Here is a 24,853-nt window from a genome sequence, read left to right on the forward strand (position 1 = left end):
CGGCTCGGCCGGGCCGCTGGTGTTGCCCCTTGAGGGGGGGGCGGAGCGCACGAAGTGCGCGCAGCCTGGGGGGAGCTCTAGTGACTGATCATCCAGGGCCGCTTGCCTGCGAAGGCCTTGCTGCCGTCCGCCGCCCGCACTGTCGCGCTCCGTTTGGAGGATGAGCCCGAGCAGCACCCGCAGCCCGCCGGATGTCGCAAGCGGCCATAGTCGCTATCGCGCGAAGACCGCGGCGCGTGACGGGCACGCTCGTTGGTCTCGTGTGCAGCGCGCGTCTCACTGCTCAGGCAGGCCAGACGCGGTGCGGCCACGAAGACGCGGGTCGAGGCGGTGCCACAGTCCGGGCAACTGCAGGGCTCATCGCGCTGCGACAGGCTGCGCAGCGCCTCAAAGCCGCCGCAGGCCGGACAGGCGTAGTCATAGGTGGGCATGCAGGGCTCCTGGGGCTTACTTCTTGTCGGGCGAGATTGGCATCTGCACGCTGCCGTCGATGAACTTCACCGGGCCGGCCGCCGTGGGGTTGATGTCGAAGTCGAAGATCTCGGTCGGCAGCCACAGCGTGGCGCAGGCGTTGGGCACGTCGACCACACCGCTGATGTGGCCCTGCACCGGCGCCGTGCCGAGGATGGAGTAGGCCTGGGCGCCGCTGTAACCGAACTTCTTCAGGTATTCGATGGCATTCAGGCAGGCCTGGCGGTAGGCCACGGTCACATCCAGGTAGTGCTGCTTGCCTTGCTCGTCGACCGAGACACCTTCGAAGATCAGGTAGTCCTTGTAGTTGGGCGTGATCGGGCTGGGCTTGAAGATCGGGTTCTTGATGCCGTACTTGGCCACGCCGCCCTTGATGAGGTTGACGCGCATGTGGACCCAGCCGGCCATCTCGATAGCACCGCAGAAGGTGATCTCACCGTCGCCCTGGCTGAAGTGCAGGTCGCCCACGCTCAGGCCGCCGCCATCCACGTAGACCGGGAAAAAGATACGCGAGCCGCGCGACAGGTCCTTGATGTCGCAGTTGCCACCGTGCTCGCGGGGCGGAACGGTGCGTGCGCCCTCGGCAGCCACTCTGTTGGCAACGTCCCCCTGGGCCTTGCCGCAGTGCGCGGTGCCAGCAAAGGGTGGGTTGGCCAGACCTGGCACGCGATCGGGGTCGGTGGCGATCAGTTCGGCCTCGCGCTTGTTCCACTCGTCGAGCATCTTCTTGTCGGGCAGGCAGCCGATCAGGCCAGGGTGGATCAGACCGGCGTATTCCACGCCCGGCACATGGCGGCTCTTGGTGAACATGCCATTGAAGTCCCAGATCGACTTCTGCGCCAGCGGGAAGTGGTCGGTCAGAAAGCCGCCGCCGTTCTGTTTGCTGAAAAAGCCGTTGAAGCCCCACTGGCTGTCGTCCTTGGCGCCGATGTCCAGAAGGTCTACCACCAGCAGATCGCCAGGTTCTGCGCCCTGCACGCCCACCGGGCCCGATAGGTAGTGCACGGTGGTGAGGTCGATGTCGCGCACGTCGTCCGCACTGTCGTTGTTCTTGATGTAGCCGCCGGTCCAGTCGTACGTCTCGAGGATGAAGTCGTCGCCTGGCTTGACCCACACGGCAATCGGGATGTCCGGGTGCCAGCGGTTGTGCACCAGCGGGTTGCTTGGGGCGGGTTGGGTCAGATCAACTTTGATGAGGGTGTCGGCCATGGTGATGCTCCTTGAGGACGAAAGAAAACGGATGGATCAGACAGAGAGGTAGGACTTGATGCGGTTGACGTCGGTCTGCTCGCGCAGCGTCTCGTGCACCAGGCGGCCGCCTTCGATAACGAACAGGCGGTCGGCCACGTCCATGGCAAAGGACAGCACCTGTTCGGACACAACGATGGTGATCTCGCGCAGCTTGCGGATCTCGTTAAGCGCCTTGGCGATGTCCTTGATGATGGAAGGCTGGATGCCCTCGGTGGGCTCGTCGAGCAGCAGCACCTTGGGGTCGGTCACCAAGGCGCGGGCAATTGCCAGCTGCTGCTGTTGCCCGCCCGAGAGGTTGCCGCCCTTGCGCCGGCGCATGTCCCACAGCACCGGGAATAGCGCGTAGATCTCGTCCGGGATCTGCTTGGTTCTGGAGTTCTCCAGCCCGGTCTGGATGTTCTCCTCCACCGTGAGCGTGGGGAAGATCATGCGACCCTGAGGCACGTAGGCAATGCCCTTGGCGACGCGCTTGTAGCTTTCGTCTTTGGAGACGTCCTGGCCCGCGACCTCGATGCGACCGGACTTCAGCGGCAGCACACCCATGAGGCTCTTGAACAGCGTGGTCTTGCCCATGCCATTGCGGCCCATGATGGCAACCGTCTCGTTCTTGTGGCCTTCGAAGGAGATGCCGTGCAGCGCTTCGCTCTGGCCATAGGCCGTGTACATGTCGGTGACTTTGAGCATGGTGTGTTCTCCGGTGAAATCAGTGGCCCAGGTAGACATCGATCACTTTGGGGTCAGCCTGCACGGCCTCCATGGAGCCCTCGGCGAGGATCTTTCCCTGGTGCATTACAGTGACCTTGTGCGCGATCTGCTTGACGAACTCCATGTCGTGCTCGATCACGATCACCGAGCGGCCTTTGCAGATGCGCTTGAGCAGCTCGGCTGTCAGCTCGCGCTCGCGGGCGCTCATCCCGGCAATGGGCTCGTCGAGCATCAGCAGCTCGGGCTCTTGCATCAGCAGCATTCCGATCTCCAGCCACTGCTTCTGACCATGCGAGAGCAGGCCGGCCTCCATCTCCAGGGCATCGGCCAAGCCGATCTCCTCGGCCACTACCTGCACGCGCGCCTTCACCTCGTCGGTGCGTTTAAAGCCGAGGGCGCCGAAGACCGAGCGACCTGCGGGGTATGAAACCTCGAGGTTCTGGAAGACGGAGAGGTTCTCGTAGATTGAGGGCGTCTGGAACTTGCGGCCGATGCCGCGGCGCACGCGGATGTGCTCGTCCAGCCCGGTGAGTTCCTCGTTCCTGAATTTGATGCTGCCGCTGCTGGCCTTGGTCTTGCCGCAGATCAGGTCCAGCAGCGTGGTCTTGCCCGCGCCGTTGGGGCCGATGATCACGCGCAGCTCGTTCTTATCGATGTAGAGGGTGAGGTTGTCGATGGCCTTGAAGCCGTCGAAGGAGACGGTCAGGTCTTCGATGGCCACGGCAAAGTCGGTGTTGCTCATGATGGACTCCTGGAATTTCAGGCGTTCTGGCCCGTGGGGGCGGCATGCAGCGGACGCACAGTGCTCGGCACGGTGACGTCGTCAGTGGGAGTAGCCGGCGTGGCGGCGTCGCGCGCTACGGCCGCGCGGATGGCCAGGCGTTCGGCCTGCTTGCGCGCCCACCAGGGTTTGACTTTCTTCTCCCACACGCCAGCCAGCCCGTCGGGGAAGGCCATGGTCACGCCGATGAACAGACCGGCCATCAGGAACAGCCAGAGGTCGGGGAAGCTCTCGGAGAAGTAGGTCTTGCCGAAGTTCACCAGCAGTGCGCCGTAGACCGCGCCCACCAGGCTCATGCGCCCGCCCACTGCGGCGTAGATCACCATCTCGATCGAGGGAACGATGCCTACGAAAGACGGCGACATGAAGCCCACCTGCAGCGTGAACAGCGCCCCACCGATGCCGGACAGCGCCGCCGCCAGACAGAACACGAAGACCTTAAACATGGCCACGTCGTAGCCCGAGAAGCGCACCCGGTCTTCCTTGTCGCGCATGGCCAGCAGCAGGGTTCCCAGTTTGCTCTTCTGCACCCACAGGCACAGCGCGATGCTGCCCAGCAGCACGGCGCTGCAGAGGTAGTACAGGATGTACTTGGCGCTGTCGGTACGGATGTCCCAGCCCAGCAGAGTCTTGAGATCGGTCATACCGTTGACGCCGCCCGTGTAGCCCTGCTGGCCGATGATGAGAACCGTGAGGATCAGCGCCACCGCCTGGGTGATGATGGCGAAGTACACACCGCCCACGCGCCGCTTGAACATGGCATAGCCAATGATGAACGCCAGCAGCGTGGGAATGGCGACTACGGCGATCAACGCGAAGGGCAGGTGCTCGAAGGGCTGCCACCACAGCGGCAACTCTGTGAGCTGGTTCCAGTCCATGAAGTCCGGGATGCCAGGCGTGGACTGGATCTTGGTGGTCTCGGGGTCGGAGGCCTCGAGCTTGAGGAACATGGCCATGGCATAGCCGCCCAGGCCAAAGAAGACGCCCTGGCCCAGGCTCAGCACGCCGCCGTAGCCCCAGAGCATGACCAGGCCCAGAGCCACGAAGGCGTAGGTCAGGTACTTGCCCACCAAGTTGAGGCGAAAGATGTCGAAGGTGAGCGGGAAGATGACCAGCAGCACGACGGCCAGGATGAGCACACTGCCCAGCCCCTTGCTGTTGATCCATGCGGTGAACTTGTTCATGATGGGACTCCGAAGTTGGGGACTGGATCAGCGGCGCACCTTGCTGGCGAACAGGCCCTGTGGGCGGATCATCAGGATGACTACGATCAGCGACAGCGTGAGCACCTTGGCCATGGAGCCGCTGATGAAAAACTCGCTGATTGACTGCGTTTGCGCGATGCCGAAGGCGGATGCCACCGTGCCTAGCAGACTGGCAGCCCCGCCGAAGGTCACGACCAGGAAGGAGTCGACGATGTAGAGCGAGCCGCTGGTCGGCCCCGTGGAGCCGATCGTGGTGAAGGCTGCACCCGCCACACCGGCGATGCCGCAACCAATGGCGAAGGTCAGGCGGTCGGTCTTGCTCGTGTTGATGCCTATGGCGTTGGCCATGGTGCGGTTGCTCACCGTGGCGCGCACCCGCAGGCCCCAGCGGCTCTTGTAGAGGGCAAGCAGCACGCCGCACGTGACCAGCAGCGTGAGGCCCAGCACGAACAGGCCGTTGATCGGGATGTCCAGACCCGTGGCCGGAGCCCAGGAGCCCATCAGCCAGTCGGGCAGCGTGGGGCTGACTTCCTTAGGACCGATGGCTGAACGGAACACTTGCTGGATGGCCAGGCTCAGGCCCCAGGTGGCCAGCAGCGTGTCTAGCGGGCGCTTGTAGAGAAAACGGATCAGTCCCCATTCCACCAGCCAACCGGCGATGAAGGCCAGGATGAAGGCGATACCGATGGACAGCGGGAAGTAGTAGGGCATGAAGCCGGGTGCGAATTTCTCTGTCAGCGTGGAGAAGAGAAAGACCGTGTAGGCGCCGATGGTCATGAACTCGCCATGGGCCATGTTGATAACGCCCATCTGGCCGAAGATGATGGCCAGGCCCAGGCCCATGAGCAGAAGCACCGAGAACAGACTGAGTCCTGCGAAGCCCTGCATGAGGGCGATGTTGAGCATTTCCGAAAAATCCATGGCGTCACCTGTCTGTCTGAGAAGAAGGGTGGCGGCCATCCGTTGCTGCAACCATGGCCGCCACCGGCACCCCCTCGCGGGGATTCCTGCTTACTGATAGCCCTTCGGGAACGGATCGGGCTCGATCAGGTTGGGCGACTCGGCCACCACCTTGAAGGTGCCGTCCTTGTTGCCCATGGCGATGCGTGACTTGCTCCACAGGTGGTGGTTCTGGTGCACCTTGACATAGCCTTCGGGTGCGGTTTTGAGCTCGATGCCTGGCGAGGCGGCCACCACCTTGTCGATGTCGAAACTGCCCGCCTTCTCGACGGCGGCTTTCCACAGCCAGGGACCCAGGTAGCCGGCCTGCGTGACGTCGCCGATGACGGCGTCCTTGCCGTACTTGGCCTTGAAGGCTTCGACGAACTTCTTGTTGTTCTCGTTGTCCAGGGTCTGGAAGTACTTCATCGAGCTGTAGAAGCCGGCGAAGTTTTCGCCGCCCACGCCCGTCATCTCATCTTCGGTGACCGACAGCGTCAGCAGGAACTGCTTGTCGCCGGTGATGCCGGCGGCCTTCAGCTGCTTGTAGAACGCCACGTTGGAGCCGCCTACCACGGCCGCGAAGATGCAGTCCGGCTTGGCGACCTTGATCTTGTTGATCAGTGAGTTGAAATTGGTGTTGCCCAGCGGGTAGTACTCCTCGCCGACCACCTTGCCCAGTTTGGCCACGCTCTCGATGTGCTTGCGCGCGATCTTCATCGAGGTACGCGGCCAGATGTAGTCCGAGCCTACAAGGAAGAAGGTCTTGGCCTTCTTCTCCTTCGCGCCCCAGTCCAGACCGTAGATGATCTGCTGCGTGGCTTCCTGGCCGGTGTAGATCACGTTCTTGCTCTGCTCCAGGCCTTCGTAGAAGGTGGGGTAGTAGAGCAGGCCGTTTTCCTTCTCGAAGATCGGCAGCACGGCCTTGCGCGAGGCACTGGTCCAGCAGCCGAAGACCGCGGCCACGTGGTCGTTGACCAGCAGCTTCTTAGATTTCTCGGCGAAGGTTGGCCAGTCGGAAGCGCCGTCTTCCTTGATGACGCGGATCTTACGGCCCAGGATGCCGCCCATGGCGTTAATCTGGTCAATGGCCAGTTGCTCGGCCTGGATCGAGCCGGTTTCAGAGATGGCCATGGTGCCGGAAGACGAGTGCAACTGGCCCACCACCACCTCGGTGTCGGTCACGGCAAGCTTGGTTGTGTTGACCTTGGCGGTGGGAAACTGCTGGGCCATGGCTATGCCGGGCAGACCGACCACGGACATGGCGCCCATGGCCTGCAGAAGGCGGCGGCGCTGCAGGTCGGCGGCAGCAGACGGGTGAAGCAGGGACGGATCGGTCTGGTCTTTCATGGGGCACTCCTGAAGAGAAGAGTTGGGAACCAAGAACACCTGCGGGAGGTGCTGGGCGACACGGCGTCACCACGGCCTTGAGATTAGGGACAACCCTCTCCACGGCCCATACGTCAATTGACGTACGCGGGATGCGCGCACCGCTGAGTACGGTTCTTGCGTGCGCACTCGTATTGACAGTGCATGCACCAAAAAAGCGCAGGCATGAACCACGCACCACAAAAGATCTTTCGCATCCGCCGCGACTACAACTCCTGGGTAGCCAACGAGACGCTGGAGGACTACGCGCTGCGCTACACGCCCCACAGTGCACGCAAATGGAGCGAGCTGCGCGTGGCCAACACGGCCTTTGGCGGCGTGTCCTTTCTCGCGCTGGAGGCCATCGGCGGCGCCATCGCGCTGAACTACGGCTTTTCCAACGCGCTCTGGGCCATCCTGGTGATGGGCCTGGTCACCTTCTTCACGGGCCTACCCATCGCCGTCTATGCGGCACGCTACGGGCTGGACATGGATCTGCTCACGCGCGGCGCTGGCTTCGGCTACCTGGGCTCCACCGTCACCTCGCTCATCTACGCCAGCTTCACCTTCATCTTTTTCGCCCTGGAGGCGGCCATCATGGCGCTGGCGCTGCAGCTGGTACTGGACTGGCCACTGGTGTGGTGCTATGTACTGTCCTCGCTGGTCATCATCCCCATGGTGCTACACGGCATTACCTTTATCTCGCGCCTGCAGACCTGGACCCAGCCGCTGTGGGTGGTGCTGTTGCTGTGGCCCTTCGCATGGTTCGCGCTGGCCCAGCCCGATTTCTACGTGCAGTTCACCGGCCTGTCCGGCCTGACCTCGGGCAGCAGCGACTTCGAGCCGCTGATGTTCGGCGCCGCCGCCGCGGTGACCTTCGCGCTCGTGCTGCAGATCGGCGAGCAGGTGGACTACCTGCGCTTCATGCCTGCGCGTACCCCGGCCAACCGCTGGCGCTGGTGGGGCGCCGTGCTCGTGGCGGGCCCGGGCTGGATCTTGCCGGGCATGCTCAAGATGCTGGGCGGCGCCTTTCTGGCCTTCGTCGCGCTGCAGTACGGCACATCGCCGCTGCACGCTGCTGAGCCCACGCAGATGTACCTGGTGGGCTACCTGCGCTCACTGAGCGACCCCACAGCTGCGCTGCTGCTCACGGTGCTGTTCGTGGTGATCTCGCAGGTCAAGATCAACGTCACCAACGCCTATGCCGGTTCGCTGGCATGGAGCAATTTCTTCGCGCGGCTCACGCGCAGCCACCCGGGTCGCGTGGTCTGGCTGGTGTTTAACGTCATCATTGCCATGCTGCTCATGACACTGGGCGTCTTCGGCGCGCTCGAGCGCGTACTGGGCTTGTACGCCAATGTGGCCATCGCCTGGGTGGGGGCTCTGGTGGCGGACCTGGTCATCAGCAAGCCGCTGGGCCTGAGCCCCAAGGGCGTGGAGTTCCGCCGAGCCTACCTCTACGACATCAACCCCGTAGGCCTGGGCGCGATGGGCCTGGCCGTGGTGCTCTCGGTTGTGGCCCACTTTGGCTGGCTGGGCGAATACGCAGCCGCTTTCGCGCCCTTCATCGCGCTCTTCACCGCCATGGTCACGGCGCCGCTGCTGGCCTGGGCCACAGGGGGGCGCTACTACCTTGCGCGCCGCGACCCTTCACCCTGGAAAGTTGGTGAACTTGTGCGCTGCAGTGTCTGCGAAAACCCGTTCGAGAGCACTGACATGGCCGCCTGCCCGGCCTATGGCGCGCCGATCTGCTCGCTGTGCTGTTCGCTCGAATCGCGCTGCCATGATCGCTGCAAGACCCAGGCGCGCGCAACCGACCAGGTGCGCGCCGCCCTCGCAGCTATCCTGCCGCCCAGCCTGAACAACCGCTTCAATTTCCGCGTCGGCCAGTACTTCACGGTTTTTCTCTCGCTGTGCGCCGTCATGGCTTTCGTGCTGGGGGTGGTCTACATGCAGGAGAGCCTGGCCGCGCCGCCCGACGCGTTGCGCGGCCCCTTCATCAAGGTGTTTTCGCTGCTTGCTCTGCTGGCCGCGGTGTGGGCCTGGTGGCTGGTGCTGGCCAACGAGAGCCGGCGCATGGCCCACGACGAATCTGAGCGGCAGACCCAGTTGCTGCAAAAGGAAATCGACGCTCACCAGCGCACCGACGCCGCGCTGCAAAGCGCCAAGGAGTTGGCCGAGAACGCCAGCCAGGCCAAGACGCGCTACGTGGCCGGCATGACGCACGAGCTGCGCACCCCCCTCAACAGCATCCTGGGCTATTCGCAGATCCTGCTGCGAAACAGCGAGTTTCGGGGCAGCGCGCGTGAAGCCGTCACGACCATCCAGCAAAGCGGCCAGCACATGCATGCACTGATCGACGGTCTGCTGGACCTGGCCCGCATCGAGGCTGGCCGCCTGCGGCTGGACCCAGCGCCGCTGCCTTTTCAGGAATTCCTCTCCGAACTCGCACGCATGGTGCAGCCCCAGGCCGAGGGCAAGGGCCTCGCATTCCGCTTCGAAACCCAGGGCCGTGTGCCCGCTTGGGTGCAAGCCGACGCCAAGCGCCTGCGCCAGATACTCATCAACCTGCTGGGCAACGCCGTGCGCTTCACCAATCGGGGCGCTGTCGTGCTGCGCGTGGACTGCCGACACGAGGTGGTGCGTTTCGAGGTGGAAGACACTGGCATCGGCATCGCCCCGCAAGACCAGGAGCGCATCTTCCAGCCCTTCGAGCGCGGCAGTGCCGGACGGCGCGCCAGCGAATCGGGCACCGGCCTGGGCCTGACGATCACCAGTCTGCTCACCAGCCTCATGGGCGGTGAACTCACACTGCGCAGCGCCGTGGGCCAGGGCAGCACCTTCAGCGTGCGCCTGTATCTGCGCGAGATCAAGGCCCCGGCCGCGCGCACCCTGCGTCATCTGCGTCCCATCGTCGGCTACCTCGACCCTCGCCGCACCCTGCTCGTGGTGGACGACCAACCCATCCAGCGCCAGCTGCTGGCCAGCCTGCTGCTGCCGCTGGGCTTCATCGTGCGCGAGGCAGCCAGCGGCCGCGAATGCCTGGAGATCTTGCAGCAGCACAGACCCGATGCGGTGCTTCTCGACATCAACATGGACGACCTCAACGGCTGGCAGACCGCGCAGCTCATCCGCAGCAATGTCGGGCCCGACTTGCCGGTCGTCTTCGTCTCGGCCGACCCGTTCGAGAACCGGCCCGAGCTGCTGGAAGCTGTTGGCTGCCAGGGGTTTGTGAGCAAGCCGGTGATCGAGTCCGAGCTGCTGGACCTGCTGGCGCGTGTACTGCAGCTGGAGTGGGTGCACGAGAGCACCCTGCCGCACACCCCTGAAGTCCCACCGGTGGATCGGGAGTCGGCCGGCAGGCTGCCACTGCCGGATGAACTGCGCCACAGTCTGATTGGTCTGGCTCGCATGGGCAATGCCAGTGGCTTGCGCGGCCTGCTGCGCAGCAGTGCCGAGCAGGAGCCGGCGATTGCGGACGTGCTGCAAAGCCTGACAGTGCACGTTGACCGCTTCGACTTTTCTGCCCTGATCGAACGCCTGAAAGAAACCGAAGATGAAAGCTGAACCCGTCATGCAGCCTGCAGTCTCCAGCGTGGTGCTGGTGGTGGACGACGCGCCCGACACCCTGCGCATGCTGTGCGATGCGCTGGCAATCGAAGGCTACACCGTGCTGGTGGCACGCGATGCCATCGAGGCGCTGGAACGTTTCGAGATGGCCGTGCCCGACGCCGTGCTGCTTGATGCCATCATGCCGGGCGAGAACGGTTTTGCTCTGTGCCGCCGCCTCAAGTCCGAACCCTCCTGGGCCCACGTGCCGGTGATCTTCATGACTGGCTTGGCCGAGACTGAACAAATCGTTGAAGGGTTTGCTAGCGGCGGAGTGGACTATGTGGTCAAGCCGCTGAAGATTCCCGAGGTGCTGGCACGCCTGGCCACGCACCTGCGCAATGCGCATGTCAGCAGGCTGGCGCGCGAGGCAGTGGATGTGGCCGGACTTGGTGTAGTGCTGCTCGACAGCCAGGGTCGCATCGCCTGGCGTTCGCCGCAGGCCGTGCACTGGCTGGAAGAAGCGCTTGGACCGCAGGGCGAAGCGGCACCGTTGAAGGGGTGGCTTCAGGCTGCCATCACGCAGGGCGAGACACTGACCCCGCTGCCCAATGGTAGTCAGCTACAGGCACAGTACTTGGGGCAGACCGGCCCGGGCGAGACCATGATCCTGCTGCGTCAGGCTGTGCCGGCGGTGAATGGCGCACACAAACGCCTGAGTGGTGCAGTCCTCACACCGCGTGAGACCGAAGTGCTGTCCTGGCTCGCCAAGGGTAAGACCAACCGCGACATTGCTGACATCCTCGGCATGAGCCCGCGTACGGTGAACAAACACTTGGAGCACATCTTCGAGAAGCTCGGAGTGGAAACACGCACGGCGGCAGCGGCGATCGCCAGTAGTCTGCTGCAGGACGCCTGAGCTTGGCAGGCTACAGCGCCAGCGGTCGCGTCGCGCCCCCAAAAAATTCAGGTCGCCCAGACTCGAGGTACCACGGCGTCCATGTGCCACAGCGCCTGACGCCACGCAGCACGGGCCGGCCGCAACAGTTCCAGTACCGGTTCAACCAGCGGTGCCAGCACCCGCAGCACCAGCACCTGTGGATGCGGGTTAGTGACGCCAGCGCTGAGCCGCAGGGGATGCGCTTCGATCAACTGGCGCACGGCGTCGAGCGCGGCGTCGCGCCGCTGGCGTTCGATCGGCGTGCCGGCTATGAAGAACAGTGTGGCCAGGCAGCGGTGGCCTGCCAGGCCCAGCGGGCCATCAAGCAGCCGAAGATCGTCGGCCGCGATGCGGCCATGCTCCAGCCAGACGCCGGGCACCTCCAGATGCTGCGTGAAGCAGCCCTCCACAAAGGGCTGGCCGGCCGTGGGCAGGCCCAGAGCCGTAACATCCCAACCCAACAGTTCGGCGCCGGGGGCGAGATCAAATACGGCGCGGTTTTCAGCCTTGCATTGGTTATAGGCCAGGGCCTCCAGCGGCAGCCATTCCAGCCGCGCGCCAGCCTCCAGCCGGGCGTGCACGCGCTGACGGGCCGGCTCGCCCAACGAGCGGTAGAAACGGGTGGCGCCGGGTGTGGTGACGAGACCGTGCGCGCCGGGCGCCACCGAAACCTGGGTCTCCACCGTGTCGCCCCCCACCAGACCGCCCGGCGGATGGACTAGTACGTTGTGGCAAACGGTATCGCCCTCGGGGTAGAGGCTCCGCAGCAGGCGCAGCGGCCCGTCATGGCGATAGCGGGCAACGGTGCGCGCCGATTCCAAGCTGTAGTGCAGCTCCAAGCAGGCGCGCCAGCTCATGGGTATCGGGACGCCACGTCGTCCGGGCACTGGGTGAGTCTCAGGTGGGCGTGATAGGTCGGCATTTGCTAAACCATGCAAGTTCTGCGCCTAACTTGTGATGTGGCCGTTGTGCGCCCGGCTGGCACCGCGAGTGGCTCACTCGGGTAACAGTAGGATCTCCGCAAAAAAGAGCCGGTTCCCAGTACTCGCGTCATCATCCCAGGTCCAACATCGATGAGACATCGCTGGCGCAGGGCGCAGCATTGATGGCGCTGTACTCTATTCGAAGCCTCGAGCTTGCCTGATTGAAGCAGTCGCCCGAAGTTAATGAACCTGTTTGCGCGTCGCACGATCTGAAGTGGCCGCGCAGACTTCCACGCTATCAAGTCCGCCGCCCAAAGCAGGTGATCGCTTAGCTCTCGGCCAACTAATGGTGGTAGAGACCGATATCGCTATATTAGAAAATACGAAGGAGATCATGAAGCTCTGTGGGCACCTCAGCCCTTCAGTGCCAAAGCTCCTCCTGGTATCGCTCATGCACGAAATCTACGATAGCTCATACTTTCGGTGCAGACAGCTGTCTGGACGTATGCATGATCCCGTGAATCGCCTCGGGTGCCGAGAAAGCTGTTTGAGTTCAGTCAGGTCACCGCAGCAGCGGTCTGATTGGCGATCTGCTCCGTGAAGTGTTCGCCTGGCATCTCTTGTCTTTCGCCACGGGCTTGTCCTTGTAGCCGCTGCCCTTCAGCACACTTGCCACGCTGAAGAGGGGCCGTCTCGATCACCGAGGCATCCCTTGCCCTTGCTGAAGCGTTGAAAGCGATGGGTGCATTTCATGATGAAGACCTGCCCCGATTGTTTGAGACGCCTACCTTGCATCATGGATAAATTTTTGCTGCAGCAACAAGTACTGAATCGGCTCGCCGAGGATCTGCTGCAAGCCGAGCAGGCGGTGCGGGTGGCCCACGAAACGGCGACTCACGAAGAGAACATTGCCGAAACAAATACGACACACTGGGGCTCGAAGCTGCTTACCTTGCTACCGGCCAAGCTCGGCGTGCTGCAGCCATCCGCCAAGCGATGACCCATTGGCGTCAATTCCGTCCACGCCCTTACGACGCCAGCAAAGGCATACAACTTGGTGCGTTGGTCTGCCTGGTCGATTCTGACGACAAGCATCACGAGATCTTCCTTGGCCCAGATGGTGGCAGCATGAAGTTGGACAGCGGCGTCCAGGTCATTAGCAGCGAAGCGCCTTTGGGAAAAGCCATGCTGGGCAAGTGCGAGGGGGATGAGGTGGCGATACAGGTAGGCACACCGGTCCAGCAGCAGTTTGAGGTGCTGCGGGTTGATTGAACCGTATGGCTGTTGCCTGCTGCGGGCTTGTTCATGGGGGGCGGAAGGCCCTTTGGTCTGCAATCCAGTTTTGACGCTGAGGCCATTTCGCGAAAGACCTCGGCATGTCGTGTTGCTGATGTTGGGGATAAGAAGGCTGTGCTGGTGAGTTTACGACTTTAGATTGCGTGGGCTCTGGCGGGTCAGCACGCAAAGCCGCATAGATGCTAGTCCGCTGTTTACGACTTTAATTTGTGCGAATAGTGGTGGTTGCCGCCGCCCGGTTGCGGTATTCCAACGATGCCTATCGCCGGCATCGGTGATTCATTGGTACAGCGAAAGCCGGGGCAGAGGATCGCCCCGGGTCGGGCGCGAACCGGCACGGGGCTTTCGGTTCGTTCTCAGTGCGCCACGGTGAAGCGCCGGCCGCGGTGTTTCGCGGACTCAGCTTCATCCACCATGGCGACCGCATAGTCCTCCAGCGAGATGTCGCTGGGCCCGCTATCGCCCATGATCACGGCATCGTTCGCGGTCCGGTACTGTCCGGTGCGGGTTCCCGGGTGGATCATGGGCGGGGGGCTCAGCACCGTCCAATCCACATCGGGTGTTTCGCGCAGCAGTTTCAGGGCTGCTCGGGCACCCTCGGCCGTCGCTTTCCATTGTTCAGGGAACGACGGTGTGTCGAGCAATTGCACGCCGGGCTCGACCTCCAGACTGCCCGCCCCGCCGACGACCAGCAGGCGGACGCCCGTGGCACGCGCTGCATCGATGATGGAGTGCATTCCTTTGAGGTAATAGCCATATACGTCGGAGTTGGCATGGCCACTGAATGCGCTGATCACCACGTCGTGCCCACGGAGAACCGCTCGCAATTGCTGAGAGTCCAGGGCATCTGCGCCCTGAACCTCAAGGCCCTGCGCAGCGGGGAGTCTTGTGGGGTTGGACACGATGGCGGTCACGTGATGACCGCGCGAGAGCGCCTCTTGGCGGATGGCGGAGCCGATAAAGCCAGTGGCACCGATCAGTGCGATACGCATGGAATGATCCTTTCTTTGACCCGCGGATTCGGGGTGCGGGGTCAATGATCCTCTTGCCGCATCGTCAGAAAAAGAGGACAAAAAGAACAATACTGGTATCTAATTCGAACCAATCATGCCATCCCCCGTGGGCGATCTCAACCTGTTGCGCGCTTTCCTGGCCGTCGCCGATGCGCGCAGCTTCACGGCCGCCGCCGAACGTCTGCACATTGCGCGTCCGCAGGTGAGTCTTCAGATTCGCCGTCTGGAGAACGTGCTGGGCGCGGCCCTGTTCCACCGTACGACGCGCACGGTTACGCTCACCGATGCGGGGCAACGGTTGTTCGAAGAAAGCGCGCCTCTCATGCAGGGGCTTGAGCAAGTGCTGCAACACGCCGGATCGCGTGGATCGGGTCTGCGTGGCCGCTTGCGTGTCAGTGCGCCTGTTGAATATGCCGTTCAGGTCATGTCGCCGGTGGTGGCGGAGTTCGCTGTCCGCCATCCCGAGGTCAGTTTGGAACTTGTGGTCAGTGACAAGGTGCAAGACCTCGTTGGCGAGGGCATCGACGTGAGCATCCGTGTGGGGTGGTTACGCAATTCAAGCGCGCGGGTTGCGAAACTGGGGGAATTTGGGCAGGCGGTCCTGGCGTCACCCGAGTATCTGGCCCGCTGTCCGCGTCCGGAGGCTCCCGAGGACCTGGCGCATCACCGGTGGATCGCGCTGACCTTGCTGCCGGCGCCCCTCACATGGCCATTCACCAACGGGACAAAGGACATCACGGTGCGCATGGCGCCCAAGCTGCGCACCGATTCCGCTGTTGCCTTGCGCGCCTTGCTGCTCAATGGCGCAGGCGTTTCGGTTGGCAGTTTGCTTCACTTGGAGAGTGACATCCGCAGTGGAGCGCTGGTTCGGCTGCTCCCGGAATGGGCATTGCCCAAAGGAGGCGTCTATGCCGTGTATCCGCCCGGCACAGCCATCGCACCTGCGGCGCGCGCCTTCGTCGAGCTTCTGAAGGGCGAAATGCTCCGGAGGGCTTGATGCAGGCCGCAGGCAAGAAGTGGGGGCACTGCGGCAACGCCCGGCAGCGTGGTCAGTAATGCGTGGATCGCCTGGGGTTCGGCCACAGGCGAGGAAGCACGGCGGGTGGTGGTGCGGCCTAGACGCTCAGCGACGTTCTGAATCCTCGCGCTGCGTAGTACGACTCGGCGCCGTTGTGGTACACGAAAACCCGGCCGTAGCGCCTGTCGCAAAAAAGCGCGCCACCGCGCTCGCGCACGTCTGGCGGGGTCCAAATCCAACTCGAAGTCTTCTGGTCGAAATCCTCTACCTCCTGTAGTGCGCGGTACTGCGCCTCTGTCAGCAGGGTGACGCCCATGGCCGCGGCCGCTTCGATGGCGCTGTTCTGCGGCTTGTGCAGCTTGCGGGCATGCAGGGCCTGTGCGTCGTAGCACAGGCTCCTGCGCCCGCTCGGGCTCTCCGCCGCGCAATCGCAGAAAAGGTAGGTTCCGTCCGCGGCGGCACTGCCGACGACGTCGGGCTCGCCGCTCGTTGCCTCCATGTCCTGCAGCGCCTTCAGTTTGTTGGCAGTCAAGCGTTCATGGACATCGGCCCAGACGACGGTGGGGTGCCGGTGCATGTGGCTCTCGAACCGCTTTTTCAGCGTCTGGACAAGGACATCACGTTGTGCTGTTTTCATGTCTGCTCCTGGCAACGGCGCCTTCAGCGCCTGGGTGGTGGCTTGTTGCATCGTCAGCGGGCCCAAACGACGACGCATGGCATGTCCAGCAGCGACCTTTTTGAGCGCGAGCGCTGTGGGGTGCCAAACCCGAGTAGGCTGGCATAGACGTCACGGTTTCACGCCACCGGGCCGGTGCAGAGGTGGGCAAGCAGCCGTTTTCCGCACGGTGTGGGGGTGTCATCGTGTCCTTCATGTCAACTCCTTGGTCGGGGGCATGGCCAGGCTGAGGGGCCGTTGACGCGGTTCTACTCCAGCAACGCTCTGCCTTACAGCGACGCCCGGAGGAAGGCAGGCCCTGCCTCAGGCCGGAAGTGCCGATAGGATTCTGTTCCGAAACGCATCGGACCGAACCTGTACAACAGGGGCGTGAGCCATTCACAGGAGAACCCCATGACCGTCAAAGCCTACGGCGCCCACGCGAGCGACCGTCCATTGCAGCCCCTGGAGATCGCACGGCGCGCGCCGGGCGCGCACGACGTGCAGATTGGCATTGCCTATTGCGGTGTGTGCCATTCCGACCTGCACCAGGTGCGTTCGGAATGGGCGGGCACGCTGTATCCGTGCGTGCCGGGGCATGAAATCGTCGGGCGCGTAGTGGCCGTGGGCGCGCAGGTGTCGGCGTTCCAGGCGGGCGACCTGGTCGGCGTGGGCTGCATTGTCGACAGCTGCCGGCATTGCCAGGATTGCGACGAAGGGCTGGAGAACTATTGCGGCCACATGGTCGGCACCTACAACGGCCCGACCGAGGACGCGCCCGGCCACACGCTGGGCGGATACTCGCAACAGATCGTCGTACATGAGCGCTATGTGCTGCGGGTGCGCCATCCGCAAGGGCAGTTGGCCGCGGTTGCTCCGCTGCTGTGCGCGGGCATTACCACCTACTCGCCATTGCGCCATTGGAAGGTGGGTCCGGGGCATCGCGTGGGTGTGGTCGGCATCGGCGGGCTGGGCCACCTGGGCATCAAGCTGGCGCACGCAATGGGGGCGCATGTGGTGGCATTCACCACCTCTGAATCCAAGCGCGCTGCGGCGCTCTCGTTAGGTGCGCACGAAGTGGTGGTTTCCCGTCATCCGCAGGAGATGGCCGCGCATGCCAACAGTCTCGACTTCATACTCAACACGGTGGCGGCGCCGCACGACCTGGATGCCTTCCTTCGCCTGCTGCGGCGCGACGGTGCGATGACGCTGGTGGGTGCGCCGGCGTCGCCCCATCCGTCGCCCAATGTGTTCAACCTCATCATGAAGCGGCGCACGCTGGCTGGCTCCTTGATCGGCGGCATTCCCGAGACCCAGGAGATGCTCGATTTCTGCGCGGAGCATGGCATCGTGGCGGATATCGAGTTGATCCGCGCCGATGAGATCAATACCGCCTATGAACGCATGTTGAAGGGCGACGTGCAATACCGCTTCGTCATCGACATCGCCACGCTGGCCGAATCGGCCGGGGCCTAGCGGCGATGGGGCGAGGGGCGGCGCGGCGCGCCGCCGGCACGCGGCTCCAGGTGACGGAAGGTGATACGGCCCTTGGTGAGGTCGTAGGGGGACATCTCCAGCGACACGGTGTCGCCCGCAAGCACTCGAATGCGGTGCTTGCGCATCTTTCCGCCCGAATAGGCGATGAGGGTGTGTCCGTTCTCGAGAACTACGCGAAAACGGGAATCCGGCAGCACTTCGTCTACCTTGCCTTGCATTTCAATCAACTGCTCTTTATTGGACACGGAACTCCTTTGAGATCGACGGCAAGAGCCAGCATGGGCATGCCCTTGCCTGGGGGCCTGTGAGAGCACAGGCTGCGGAACGCGCCGGCCGTCCGGCGCGATAGACGAGGTATTGCCCGTCTTTTGCTGCGCTGGCGCGTTGCCACCTGCGGCAGTGAAATGAAGGGCCGTATGCGCGCTGCAGAACGCACAGTGCGGCGGATCACCGAGGGAAGGGGTAGGAAGCCGGCGCTTGCCGCTGCGGGGATCTGCTTCCCCGGGCGCGCGTAACGCGGGAAAGGATGGGAGTTTAGGACGATTACCTAACCCTTGCTGACCAGTGGTAGATTGGCCCTGCTGGCAGGTGCGACATAAGATCGCTAGAGGGATACGCTGCGGTGAAGACGTTGCCCTACAGGAGCAAGGGACCCGTTGCTCCTATCATCGCGCGGCAATGTTTACTCCACGTCACACATGACTGTCTCCAGTTCCGATGCTCGGCCCCGTGCGGCCATCCGAGGGGGCATGCCCGTCCGCCTGATGGTGGGATTTGCTTTGGCGGCATTTGCCGCCCTGTTGATCGCCGTGCTCACCTACCGGTCCAACGACGAGCGCGCGAAAGCCGTGGACAATCTCAACGCGACGGTCGAACGGATCACGCAGATCCAGATGGTCTGGTCGCATCTGAAGGACGCTGAATCCGCCAAGCGGGGCTACCTGCTGTCGGGGCAGGAGCAGACGCTGGGCTTGTTCACCGTAGCCCAGGCCGCCGTGCCGGTGGCCCTGGAAAAGCTGCGCGGGATGACGCGCGGGAGTCTCTTGGAGCAGCAGCGCTTCGACCAATTGCAGGGGTTGGCCACCAAGCGCATGACCGAACTTGCGCACATCGTTGCGCTACAGCGCGAGGGCCGGCGCGAAGAGGCCCTGGAGGCCATGCGCGGCGACGGTCAAGCCACCATGGAAACCACCCGCACGCTGGTGCGCGAGATGCTCAACACCGAACAGCAGCAACTGCAGGCCCAGCGGGAGGTGTGGGAAGGAGCGTTTGGCATCTCGGCCTACCTGACGTGGGGCAGTGCCGCCGTGCTATTGCTGCTGACCTGTGCGTCCGCGGTGATGACCATGGCGGAGTACCGCAGCCGCGAGGTCGAGAACTGGATCAAAGGCAACCTCGTAAGGCTGGGCACGCGGCTGCAAGGTGAGCAGCGCATCCATGACATGGCGGGTGCTGTCATCGGCTATCTGGCGACGGAGTTGGATGCCAGGGTGGGGGCCATCTACGTGACGCAAGGCCACGGCGTCTTCGAGCGCATGGGCGGCTATGCACTGGCGCCCGACACCGGCCCGGCGGCCGTGCGGGCGGGAGAGGGCCTGCTGGGCCAGGCGCTGCAGAGCCGCACTCTTCAGCATGTGCGCCACGTGCCCAGCGGCTATCTGCCCGTGACCTCCGGCACGGGCCAGGCCACGCCCGCCGAATTGGTGATGATGCCCATCGTGCTCAATGGCGTAGCGCTCGCGGTGGTCGAGATGGGGTGGTTCCGCACGGTCGCTCCGCACGAGGTTGACTTCCTTGTGCGCGCCGGGGAGCAGCTGGCCCAGGCTGTTCGGGGCGCATTGGATCGCTCGCGCCTGGAGAGTCTGCTGGACGAGACGCAGCGCCAGGCGGAGGAGTTGCAGGCGCAGCAGGAAGAGCTGCGCGTCAACAACGAGGAACTGGAGCAGCAAAGCCGCATGCTGCAGGAGTCCCAAAACCTGATGCAGGCGCAGCAGGCGGAGTTGGAGCACAGCAACGCCCAGCTGGAAGCGCAGACCGAGCAGCTGCAGTACCAAAAGCAGCGCCTGCTGACTGCACAGGACGCCCTGGAGGCCAAGGCGCGCGATTTGGCGCAGGCCAGTCAGTACAAGAGTGAGTTTCTGGCCAACATGAGCCATGAATTGCGCACACCGCTGAATTCCAGCCTGATCCTGGCCAAGCTGCTGGCCGACAACAAGCAGCAGAACCTGACGGCGGAACAGGTCCGCTACGCGCAGACCATCCACAACGCTGGCACCGATCTGCTGAACCTCATCAACGACATCCTCGATCTGGCAAAGATCGAGGCGGGGCAGACCTCGGTTGAGATTGGCCCGGTGACGGTGGCCAAAGTGGTGGCGGGCGTGATGGAGCCGCTGCGGGCCCAGGCGCAGGACAAAGGCCTGCAATTCAACGCGGTGGTGGAGCCGGGCGTGCCGGCATTCATAACCTCCGACGCGCAGCGCCTGGCGCAGATTCTCAAAAACCTGCTTTCCAATGCGCTCAAGTTCACCGCGCGCGGCGAAGTGACCATGCGCGTCTTCGCAGGAGACAACGACACGCTGTGCTTTGCTGTGCGGGATACGGGCATCGGCATCGCGCCCGACCAGCAAGAGCGCATCTTCGATGCCTTCCACCAGGCCGATGGCAGTACCCATCGCAAATACGGCGGCACGGGCTTGGGCCTGTCGATCTCCCGGGATCTGGCGCAGTTGCTCGGCGGCAGCATCGCGGTGCAGAGTGCGCCGGGCGAAGGTAGCGTCTTCACGCTGACCCTGCCCGTCACGGCGCCCCTTGTCAGCGATGCAGGCGAGCGCCAGGCAAAGATGCCAGTGGCGCCGACGCCTGCCGGACGCGCTGCCGAACCACCGCATGCGAGCCAGCCAGAGGCCCCGGCGGCAAAACCATGCGCCCCCGTGCACGTCGTTCCGGATGACCGGGAGCAGTTGGAACAGGGGCGTTACACCATCCTGGTCATCGAGGACGACCCGCGGTTTGCGCGCATCCTTTGCGACCTCGCGCATGAGATGGGTTTTCAGTGCGTCATCGCCTCGACGGGCAGCGACGGCCTGGCGGCTGCGCTGGAATACGGCCCCAGCGCGGTGGTGCTGGACATGAACCTGCCGGATTTCTCCGGCCTGGGCGTGTTGGACCAGCTCAAGCGCAACCCCGCCACGCGCCATATTCCCGTGCACGTGGTCTCGGTGGCCGACTACATGCAGGAGGCCATGGAGCGCGGCGCCATCGGCTATGCGCTCAAGCCCGTCAAGCGTGAGGAGCTGGAGCAGGCGCTGCTCCACATGCAGGCCAAATTCACCCAGAGCATGCGCCGCGTGCTGGTGGTGGAGGACGACGCGCGCCAGCGCGAGAGCGTGCGCCACCTGCTGGCAACCGACGGCGTGGAGATCGTGGGCGCCGCCACCGCGCGGCAGGCATTGGACCTGCTCAAGGGCAGCACGTTCGATTGCATGGTGATGGACCTGCACCTGCCCGACCTGAACGGGTACGAGCTGCTGCAGCAGATGGCCGAGCAGGAAGAGGTGTCCTTTCCGCCCGTCATCGTCTATACCGGGCGCAACTTGTCGCGCGACGAAGAACAGCAGCTGCGCCGCTTCTCCAAGTCCATCATCATCAAGGACGCACGCTCGCCCGAGCGCCTGCTGGACGAGGTCACGCTGTTCCTGCACCAGGTGGAGTCCACCTTGCCGGACGACCGGCGCCGCATGCTGCAGCTGGCGCGCGACCGTGAGTCCACTTTTGAAGGGCGCACCATCCTGGTGGTGGAGGACGACGTGCGCAACGTGTTCGCGCTGTCCAGCGTGCTGGAGCCCACGGGGGCGCGCGTGGAGATCGCGCGCAACGGACGCGAGGCCCTGGAGGCGCTGGAACGTGCCAACGCCGCCGGCGAGAGCACTGTGGACCTGGTGCTGATGGACATCATGATGCCCGAGATGGACGGCTTTACCGCCATGGCGGAAATCCGCCGGCGCCCCGAGTGGCGCCGTCTGCCCATCATCGCCCTGACCGCCAAGGCCATGAAGGACGATCAGGAGAAATGCCTGGCCGCCGGCGCCAACGATTACATCGCCAAGCCGCTGGACGTGGAGAAACTCCTGTCGCTGATGAGGGTGTGGATGCCCAAGTGAGCGTGCGCCAGCGCGAGGACCCACGATATCGGAGCCAACACTTGCCGCACCAACGCAAGACCGCAGAGATCGAGCAGCAGCTGCTGATCGAGGCCATTTACCTGCGCTACCACTACGACTTCCGCGGGTATGCGCAGTCGTCGCTCAAGCGCCGGCTCCAGGCCGCGCTCACGCGCTTCGACTGCGAGACGCTGTCCCAACTGCAGCATCGGCTGCTGCACGAGCGCGGGGTGTTTCCCGCGCTGCTGGACTACCTCACCGTGCAGGTCAGCGATGTGTTCCGCGACCCGGAGTACTTTCGCGCGCTGCGCGAAAAGGTGGTGCCGCTGTTGCGTACCTACCCGTCGCTCAAGATCTGGGTCGCGGGCTGCAGCACGGGAGAGGAGGCGTATTCGCTCGCCATCCTGCTGCGTGAAGAGGGGTTGCTGGAACGCTCGTTGATTTACGCCACCGACATCAACAGCACGGCACTGCAGCGTGCCGAGGCGGGCGTATACGACATTGAGCGCGTGCCCGGCTTCACCGAAAACCATGCGCGCTCGGGCGGGCGTTCCTCGCTGTCCGACCACTACAGCGCCGCCTATGGCCGCGTGGTGTTCGATAAGAGCCTGCGCCGGCATATCGTTTTCTCCGACCACAGTCTCGCGACCGACAGTGTATTTGCCGAGGTGCACCTCATCTCCTGCCGCAACGTGCTGATCTACTTCGACCGTACGCTGCAGGACCGCGCCCTGGGCCTGTTCCGCGAGGCCCTGTGCCGGCGTGGATTCCTGGGCCTGGGGGCCAAGGAATCTCTGCGCTTTTCCTCGCACGCGCCGGCATTCGAGGACTTCGTGGCGCCCGAGCGTATCTTTCAGAAGAGAGGTGACGCATGAGGCAGGTGGCTTCGCCACGCGTGCGCCTGGACGCCATTGCCATTGGCGGGTCGGCCGGCAGCATCGAAGCGCTGGGCGCGGTGCTGCCCGCGCTGCCTGCGGGTTTCCATGCGGCCCTGCTGGTCGTGCTGCACCTGCCGCGCGAGCGGCCCAGCCTGCTGTGCAACATCTTCCGCCAGCGCTGCGCCCTGCCGGTACGCGAGGCCCAGGACAAGGAGCCCGTGGAGCCGGGCACGGTGTATTTCGCGCCGCCTGACTATCATTTGCTGGTGGATTCGGGGCCGAGGCTGTGCCTGTCCGTGGATGCGCCGCTGAATTTTTCGCGCCCGTCGATCGACGTGTTGTTCGAATCCGCCGCCGATGAATATGGGCCGCGGCTCATGGCCGTGCTCCTGTCGGGCGCGAACAGTGACGGAGCGCGGGGCTTGCGCGCAGTGCAGGCCGCTGGCGGCGCCACGGTGGTGCAGTCGCCCGACAGCGCTTCGTCCATGGCTATGCCGCAGGCGGCGCTGGCCCTGATCCAACCCGATCAGGTGCTGCCCCCGGCACGCATCGCCGCGCTGTTGACCACCTTGCATAAGGAGGGACTTTCGTGATTTTTGCCCCACCGGCTGCACAGGCCGCGAGTCATCGAACCGGCGCGTGCGTGAAATGCCTGATCGTGGATGACGTTCCTGAAAACCTTGTCGCATTGCAGGCGCTGTTGAAGGATGAGGACGTAGAGATTCTCATGGCCGGCTCCGGCGCCCAGGCGCTGGAACTGCTGCTGGCCCACAACGACGTGGCGCTGGCGCTGCTGGACGTGCAAATGCCCGAGATGAACGGTTTCGAACTGGCGGAGTTGATCCGCGGCAGCGAGCGCACGCGGCACATCCCGCTGATCTTCATCACCGCCGGCTCGCGGGACCAGGGCTGGCAGTTCCGCGGCTACGAAAAAGGTGCGGTGGACTTCCTCTACAAACCCGTCGACCCCCACATGCTGGTCAACAAGGCCCGGGTGTTCTTCGACCTGCAGCGCCAGCGGCATGCGCTGGCACGCGAGCTGCAGGAGCGCACCGAGGCGTTGTACATCAACGAGATGTTCATGGCCGTGCTCAGCCACGATCTGCGCAGCCCGCTCAGCGCCATCATGGCCGTGGCCAGTGTGCTGCAGCGCGCTCCCGAGCCCGCCAAGGTGCAGGCTCTGGCGTGCAACGTGCAGCAGGCCGGGCGACGCATGGGCCGCATGATCGAGGACCTGTTGGATGTGACGCGCGCCCGCCAGCATGGCGGGCTGGCCATCGAGCCTGCACCCATGGACCTGGGGCCGCAGGCGCAGCGCGTGGTGCAGGAAGTCCGTGCCGGCCACCCCGAGCGCCACCTGCGGCTTGAGCAGCAAGGGGATCTGCGCGGCGAGTGGGACGAAGAGCGCCTGGGCCAGATGCTGGCGAACCTGCTGGGCAACGCCATGCACCACGGCACGCCCGACCAGCCGGTGGAGTTGTCACTGGACGGCGCCGCCGCCGATATCGTGGTGCTGCGCGTGAGCAATGGCGGCGGGATTGACGCCGAACTGCTGCCCCGGCTGTTCGCGCCATTTATGGGCCGGCGCAACCGGGCCGGTCAACACCAGGGATTGGGGCTGGGGTTGTTCATCGTGCACCAGATCGTGCAGGCCCATGGCGGGACGATCGACGCCGCCTCGCAGGCGGGGCGCACCTGTTTCACGGTGACGCTGCCGCGGCGCGCGGTGGCGGCTTGACAGGACGGGGGCGGGGGGATGCCGGGCCTTCAGCAGCCGGGCACGTGCCGCCTCAGGCGGGGCTGGCGCTTTGCAGGTGGCTGGCGATCACGTCCAGCAACTCCTCCAGCTCTTCCAGCTCGAACGGCTTGAGCAGGGACCGCACATGCGGGCCCAGCGTGCCCACCCCGTGCTGCAGCGGATAGCCCGAGCACAGCACCACCCAGCGCTGGGGGTTGCTTGCCAGCAGGTGGCGGCACAGATCCAGCCCGCTCATGCCGGGCAGGCTCACGTCGGAAACCACCACGTCGTGCGGCTGGGCCGCATCGCGCTGCAAGGCCTCCTCGGCCGTGGCGCAGGTGACGACAGTGCGGCCTTCTCCCTCCATCAGCAGGCCGATGGTGTCTCGCAGTTCGCAGTTGTCTTCGACGTAGAGGATGCGCAAGTAAGGTCCTTGGGAAGCGGGCTCTGCCGCAGGGCAAAA

Annotated in this window: 20 protein-coding genes and 1 pseudogene; 9 read left to right on the top strand and 12 right to left on the bottom strand. The window is 64.2% G+C overall.

The window, feature by feature from the left end; genetic code table 11:
* Nucleotides 1-77: 77 nt before the first annotated feature.
* From AC1PPL_RS07780 to urtA, 7 genes are all read right to left on the bottom strand, one after another.
* Nucleotides 78-431 (bottom strand): FmdB family zinc ribbon protein, encoded by a 354-nt coding sequence (locus AC1PPL_RS07780; protein WP_312563728.1) that lies wholly within the window; start codon nt 429-431, stop codon nt 78-80.
* A 16-nt stretch (nt 432-447) separates the two neighbouring features.
* Nucleotides 448-1,680 (bottom strand): formamidase, encoded by a 1,233-nt coding sequence (fmdA, locus tag AC1PPL_RS07785; RefSeq protein ID WP_312563727.1) that lies wholly within the window; start codon nt 1,678-1,680, stop codon nt 448-450.
* A gap of 36 nt (nt 1,681-1,716) precedes the next feature.
* Nucleotides 1,717-2,406, bottom strand: a complete 690-nt coding sequence (gene urtE, locus AC1PPL_RS07790; RefSeq protein ID WP_044397000.1) for an urea ABC transporter ATP-binding subunit UrtE — start codon at nt 2,404-2,406, stop codon at nt 1,717-1,719.
* A 19-nt stretch (nt 2,407-2,425) separates the two neighbouring features.
* A complete protein-coding gene (gene urtD, locus AC1PPL_RS07795; protein WP_312563726.1) occupies nt 2,426-3,169 on the bottom strand; it encodes an urea ABC transporter ATP-binding protein UrtD in 744 nt (247 codons plus the stop codon).
* A 17-nt stretch (nt 3,170-3,186) separates the two neighbouring features.
* Nucleotides 3,187-4,392 (bottom strand): urea ABC transporter permease subunit UrtC, encoded by a 1,206-nt coding sequence (urtC, locus tag AC1PPL_RS07800; RefSeq protein WP_479973005.1) that lies wholly within the window; start codon nt 4,390-4,392, stop codon nt 3,187-3,189.
* Nucleotides 4,393-4,419: 27 nt separating this feature from the next.
* Nucleotides 4,420-5,334 (bottom strand): urea ABC transporter permease subunit UrtB, encoded by a 915-nt coding sequence (urtB, locus tag AC1PPL_RS07805; RefSeq protein WP_479973006.1) that lies wholly within the window; start codon nt 5,332-5,334, stop codon nt 4,420-4,422.
* Between the two features lie 90 nt (nt 5,335-5,424).
* Nucleotides 5,425-6,702, bottom strand: coding sequence for an urea ABC transporter substrate-binding protein (urtA, locus tag AC1PPL_RS07810; RefSeq protein WP_044397004.1), 1,278 nt, complete (start codon nt 6,700-6,702; stop codon nt 5,425-5,427).
* A 204-nt stretch (nt 6,703-6,906) separates the two neighbouring features.
* On the opposite strand from urtA, the gene AC1PPL_RS07815 reads away from it, so the two are divergent.
* Together AC1PPL_RS07815 and AC1PPL_RS07820 are read left to right on the top strand one after the other, a co-directional pair.
* Nucleotides 6,907-10,287, top strand: a complete 3,381-nt coding sequence (locus AC1PPL_RS07815; RefSeq protein ID WP_479973007.1) for a hybrid sensor histidine kinase/response regulator — start codon at nt 6,907-6,909, stop codon at nt 10,285-10,287.
* On the top strand, nt 10,277-11,188 hold the full coding sequence (locus tag AC1PPL_RS07820; RefSeq protein WP_479973008.1) for a response regulator: 912 nt from the start codon (nt 10,277-10,279) through the stop codon (nt 11,186-11,188). The genes AC1PPL_RS07815 and AC1PPL_RS07820 overlap by 11 nt, the downstream gene beginning before the upstream one ends.
* A 47-nt stretch (nt 11,189-11,235) precedes the next feature.
* Here the strand turns inward: AC1PPL_RS07820 and AC1PPL_RS07825 are convergent, their stop codons facing one another.
* A complete protein-coding gene (locus AC1PPL_RS07825; RefSeq protein WP_479973009.1) occupies nt 11,236-12,066 on the bottom strand; it encodes an urease accessory protein UreD in 831 nt (276 codons plus the stop codon).
* 862 nt (nt 12,067-12,928) lie between these two features.
* Here AC1PPL_RS07825 and AC1PPL_RS07830 point away from each other — a divergent pair.
* Nucleotides 12,929-13,404, top strand: a pseudogene (locus AC1PPL_RS07830) (GreA/GreB family elongation factor).
* A gap of 380 nt (nt 13,405-13,784) precedes the next feature.
* On the opposite strand, the gene AC1PPL_RS07835 reads toward AC1PPL_RS07830, so the two are convergent.
* Nucleotides 13,785-14,420 carry an NAD(P)-dependent oxidoreductase gene (locus tag AC1PPL_RS07835; protein WP_312563717.1) on the bottom strand — a complete coding sequence of 212 codons (636 nt, stop codon included), beginning with the start codon at nt 14,418-14,420 and terminating at the stop codon, nt 13,785-13,787.
* Between the two features lie 115 nt (nt 14,421-14,535).
* On the opposite strand from AC1PPL_RS07835, the gene AC1PPL_RS07840 reads away from it, so the two are divergent.
* A complete protein-coding gene (locus tag AC1PPL_RS07840) occupies nt 14,536-15,438 on the top strand; it encodes a LysR family transcriptional regulator (protein ID WP_479973010.1) in 903 nt (300 codons plus the stop codon).
* Between the two features lie 118 nt (nt 15,439-15,556).
* Here the strand turns inward: AC1PPL_RS07840 and AC1PPL_RS07845 are convergent, their stop codons facing one another.
* On the bottom strand, nt 15,557-16,147 hold the full coding sequence (locus AC1PPL_RS07845) for a DUF4256 domain-containing protein (RefSeq protein ID WP_479973011.1): 591 nt from the start codon (nt 16,145-16,147) through the stop codon (nt 15,557-15,559).
* A gap of 381 nt (nt 16,148-16,528) precedes the next feature.
* Here AC1PPL_RS07845 and AC1PPL_RS07850 point away from each other — a divergent pair, with 381 nt between their 5' ends.
* Nucleotides 16,529-17,590 (top strand): NAD(P)-dependent alcohol dehydrogenase, encoded by a 1,062-nt coding sequence (locus AC1PPL_RS07850; protein ID WP_196995998.1) that lies wholly within the window; start codon nt 16,529-16,531, stop codon nt 17,588-17,590.
* On the opposite strand, the gene infA is transcribed toward AC1PPL_RS07850, so the two are convergent.
* Nucleotides 17,587-17,856 (bottom strand): translation initiation factor IF-1, encoded by a 270-nt coding sequence (gene infA, locus AC1PPL_RS07855; RefSeq protein WP_011804098.1) that lies wholly within the window; start codon nt 17,854-17,856, stop codon nt 17,587-17,589. The genes AC1PPL_RS07850 and infA overlap by 4 nt on opposite strands.
* 504 nt (nt 17,857-18,360) lie before the next feature.
* Between infA and AC1PPL_RS07860 the strand changes: the two genes are divergently transcribed.
* From AC1PPL_RS07860 to AC1PPL_RS07875, 4 genes are read left to right on the top strand one after another with little or no spacing between them, the layout of a single operon-like run.
* Entirely contained in the window at nt 18,361-21,774 is a 3,414-nt protein-coding gene (locus AC1PPL_RS07860) for a response regulator (protein WP_479973082.1), read from the top strand.
* 41 nt (nt 21,775-21,815) lie between these two features.
* Entirely contained in the window at nt 21,816-22,649 is an 834-nt protein-coding gene (locus AC1PPL_RS07865) for a CheR family methyltransferase (protein WP_012655637.1), read from the top strand.
* Nucleotides 22,646-23,245, top strand: a complete 600-nt coding sequence (locus tag AC1PPL_RS07870; RefSeq protein ID WP_123674979.1) for a chemotaxis protein CheB — start codon at nt 22,646-22,648, stop codon at nt 23,243-23,245. Before AC1PPL_RS07865 ends, AC1PPL_RS07870 begins: the two co-directional genes overlap by 4 nt.
* Entirely contained in the window at nt 23,242-24,390 is a 1,149-nt protein-coding gene (locus AC1PPL_RS07875) for a hybrid sensor histidine kinase/response regulator (protein ID WP_479973012.1), read from the top strand. Before AC1PPL_RS07870 ends, AC1PPL_RS07875 begins: the two co-directional genes overlap by 4 nt.
* A 52-nt stretch (nt 24,391-24,442) precedes the next feature.
* Here the strand turns inward: AC1PPL_RS07875 and AC1PPL_RS07880 are convergent, their stop codons facing one another.
* A complete protein-coding gene (locus AC1PPL_RS07880; RefSeq protein ID WP_479973013.1) occupies nt 24,443-24,814 on the bottom strand; it encodes a response regulator in 372 nt (123 codons plus the stop codon).
* Between the last annotated feature and the right edge of the window lie 39 nt (nt 24,815-24,853).

It is taken from the genome of Diaphorobacter sp. B2A2W2 (assembly GCF_056730635.1).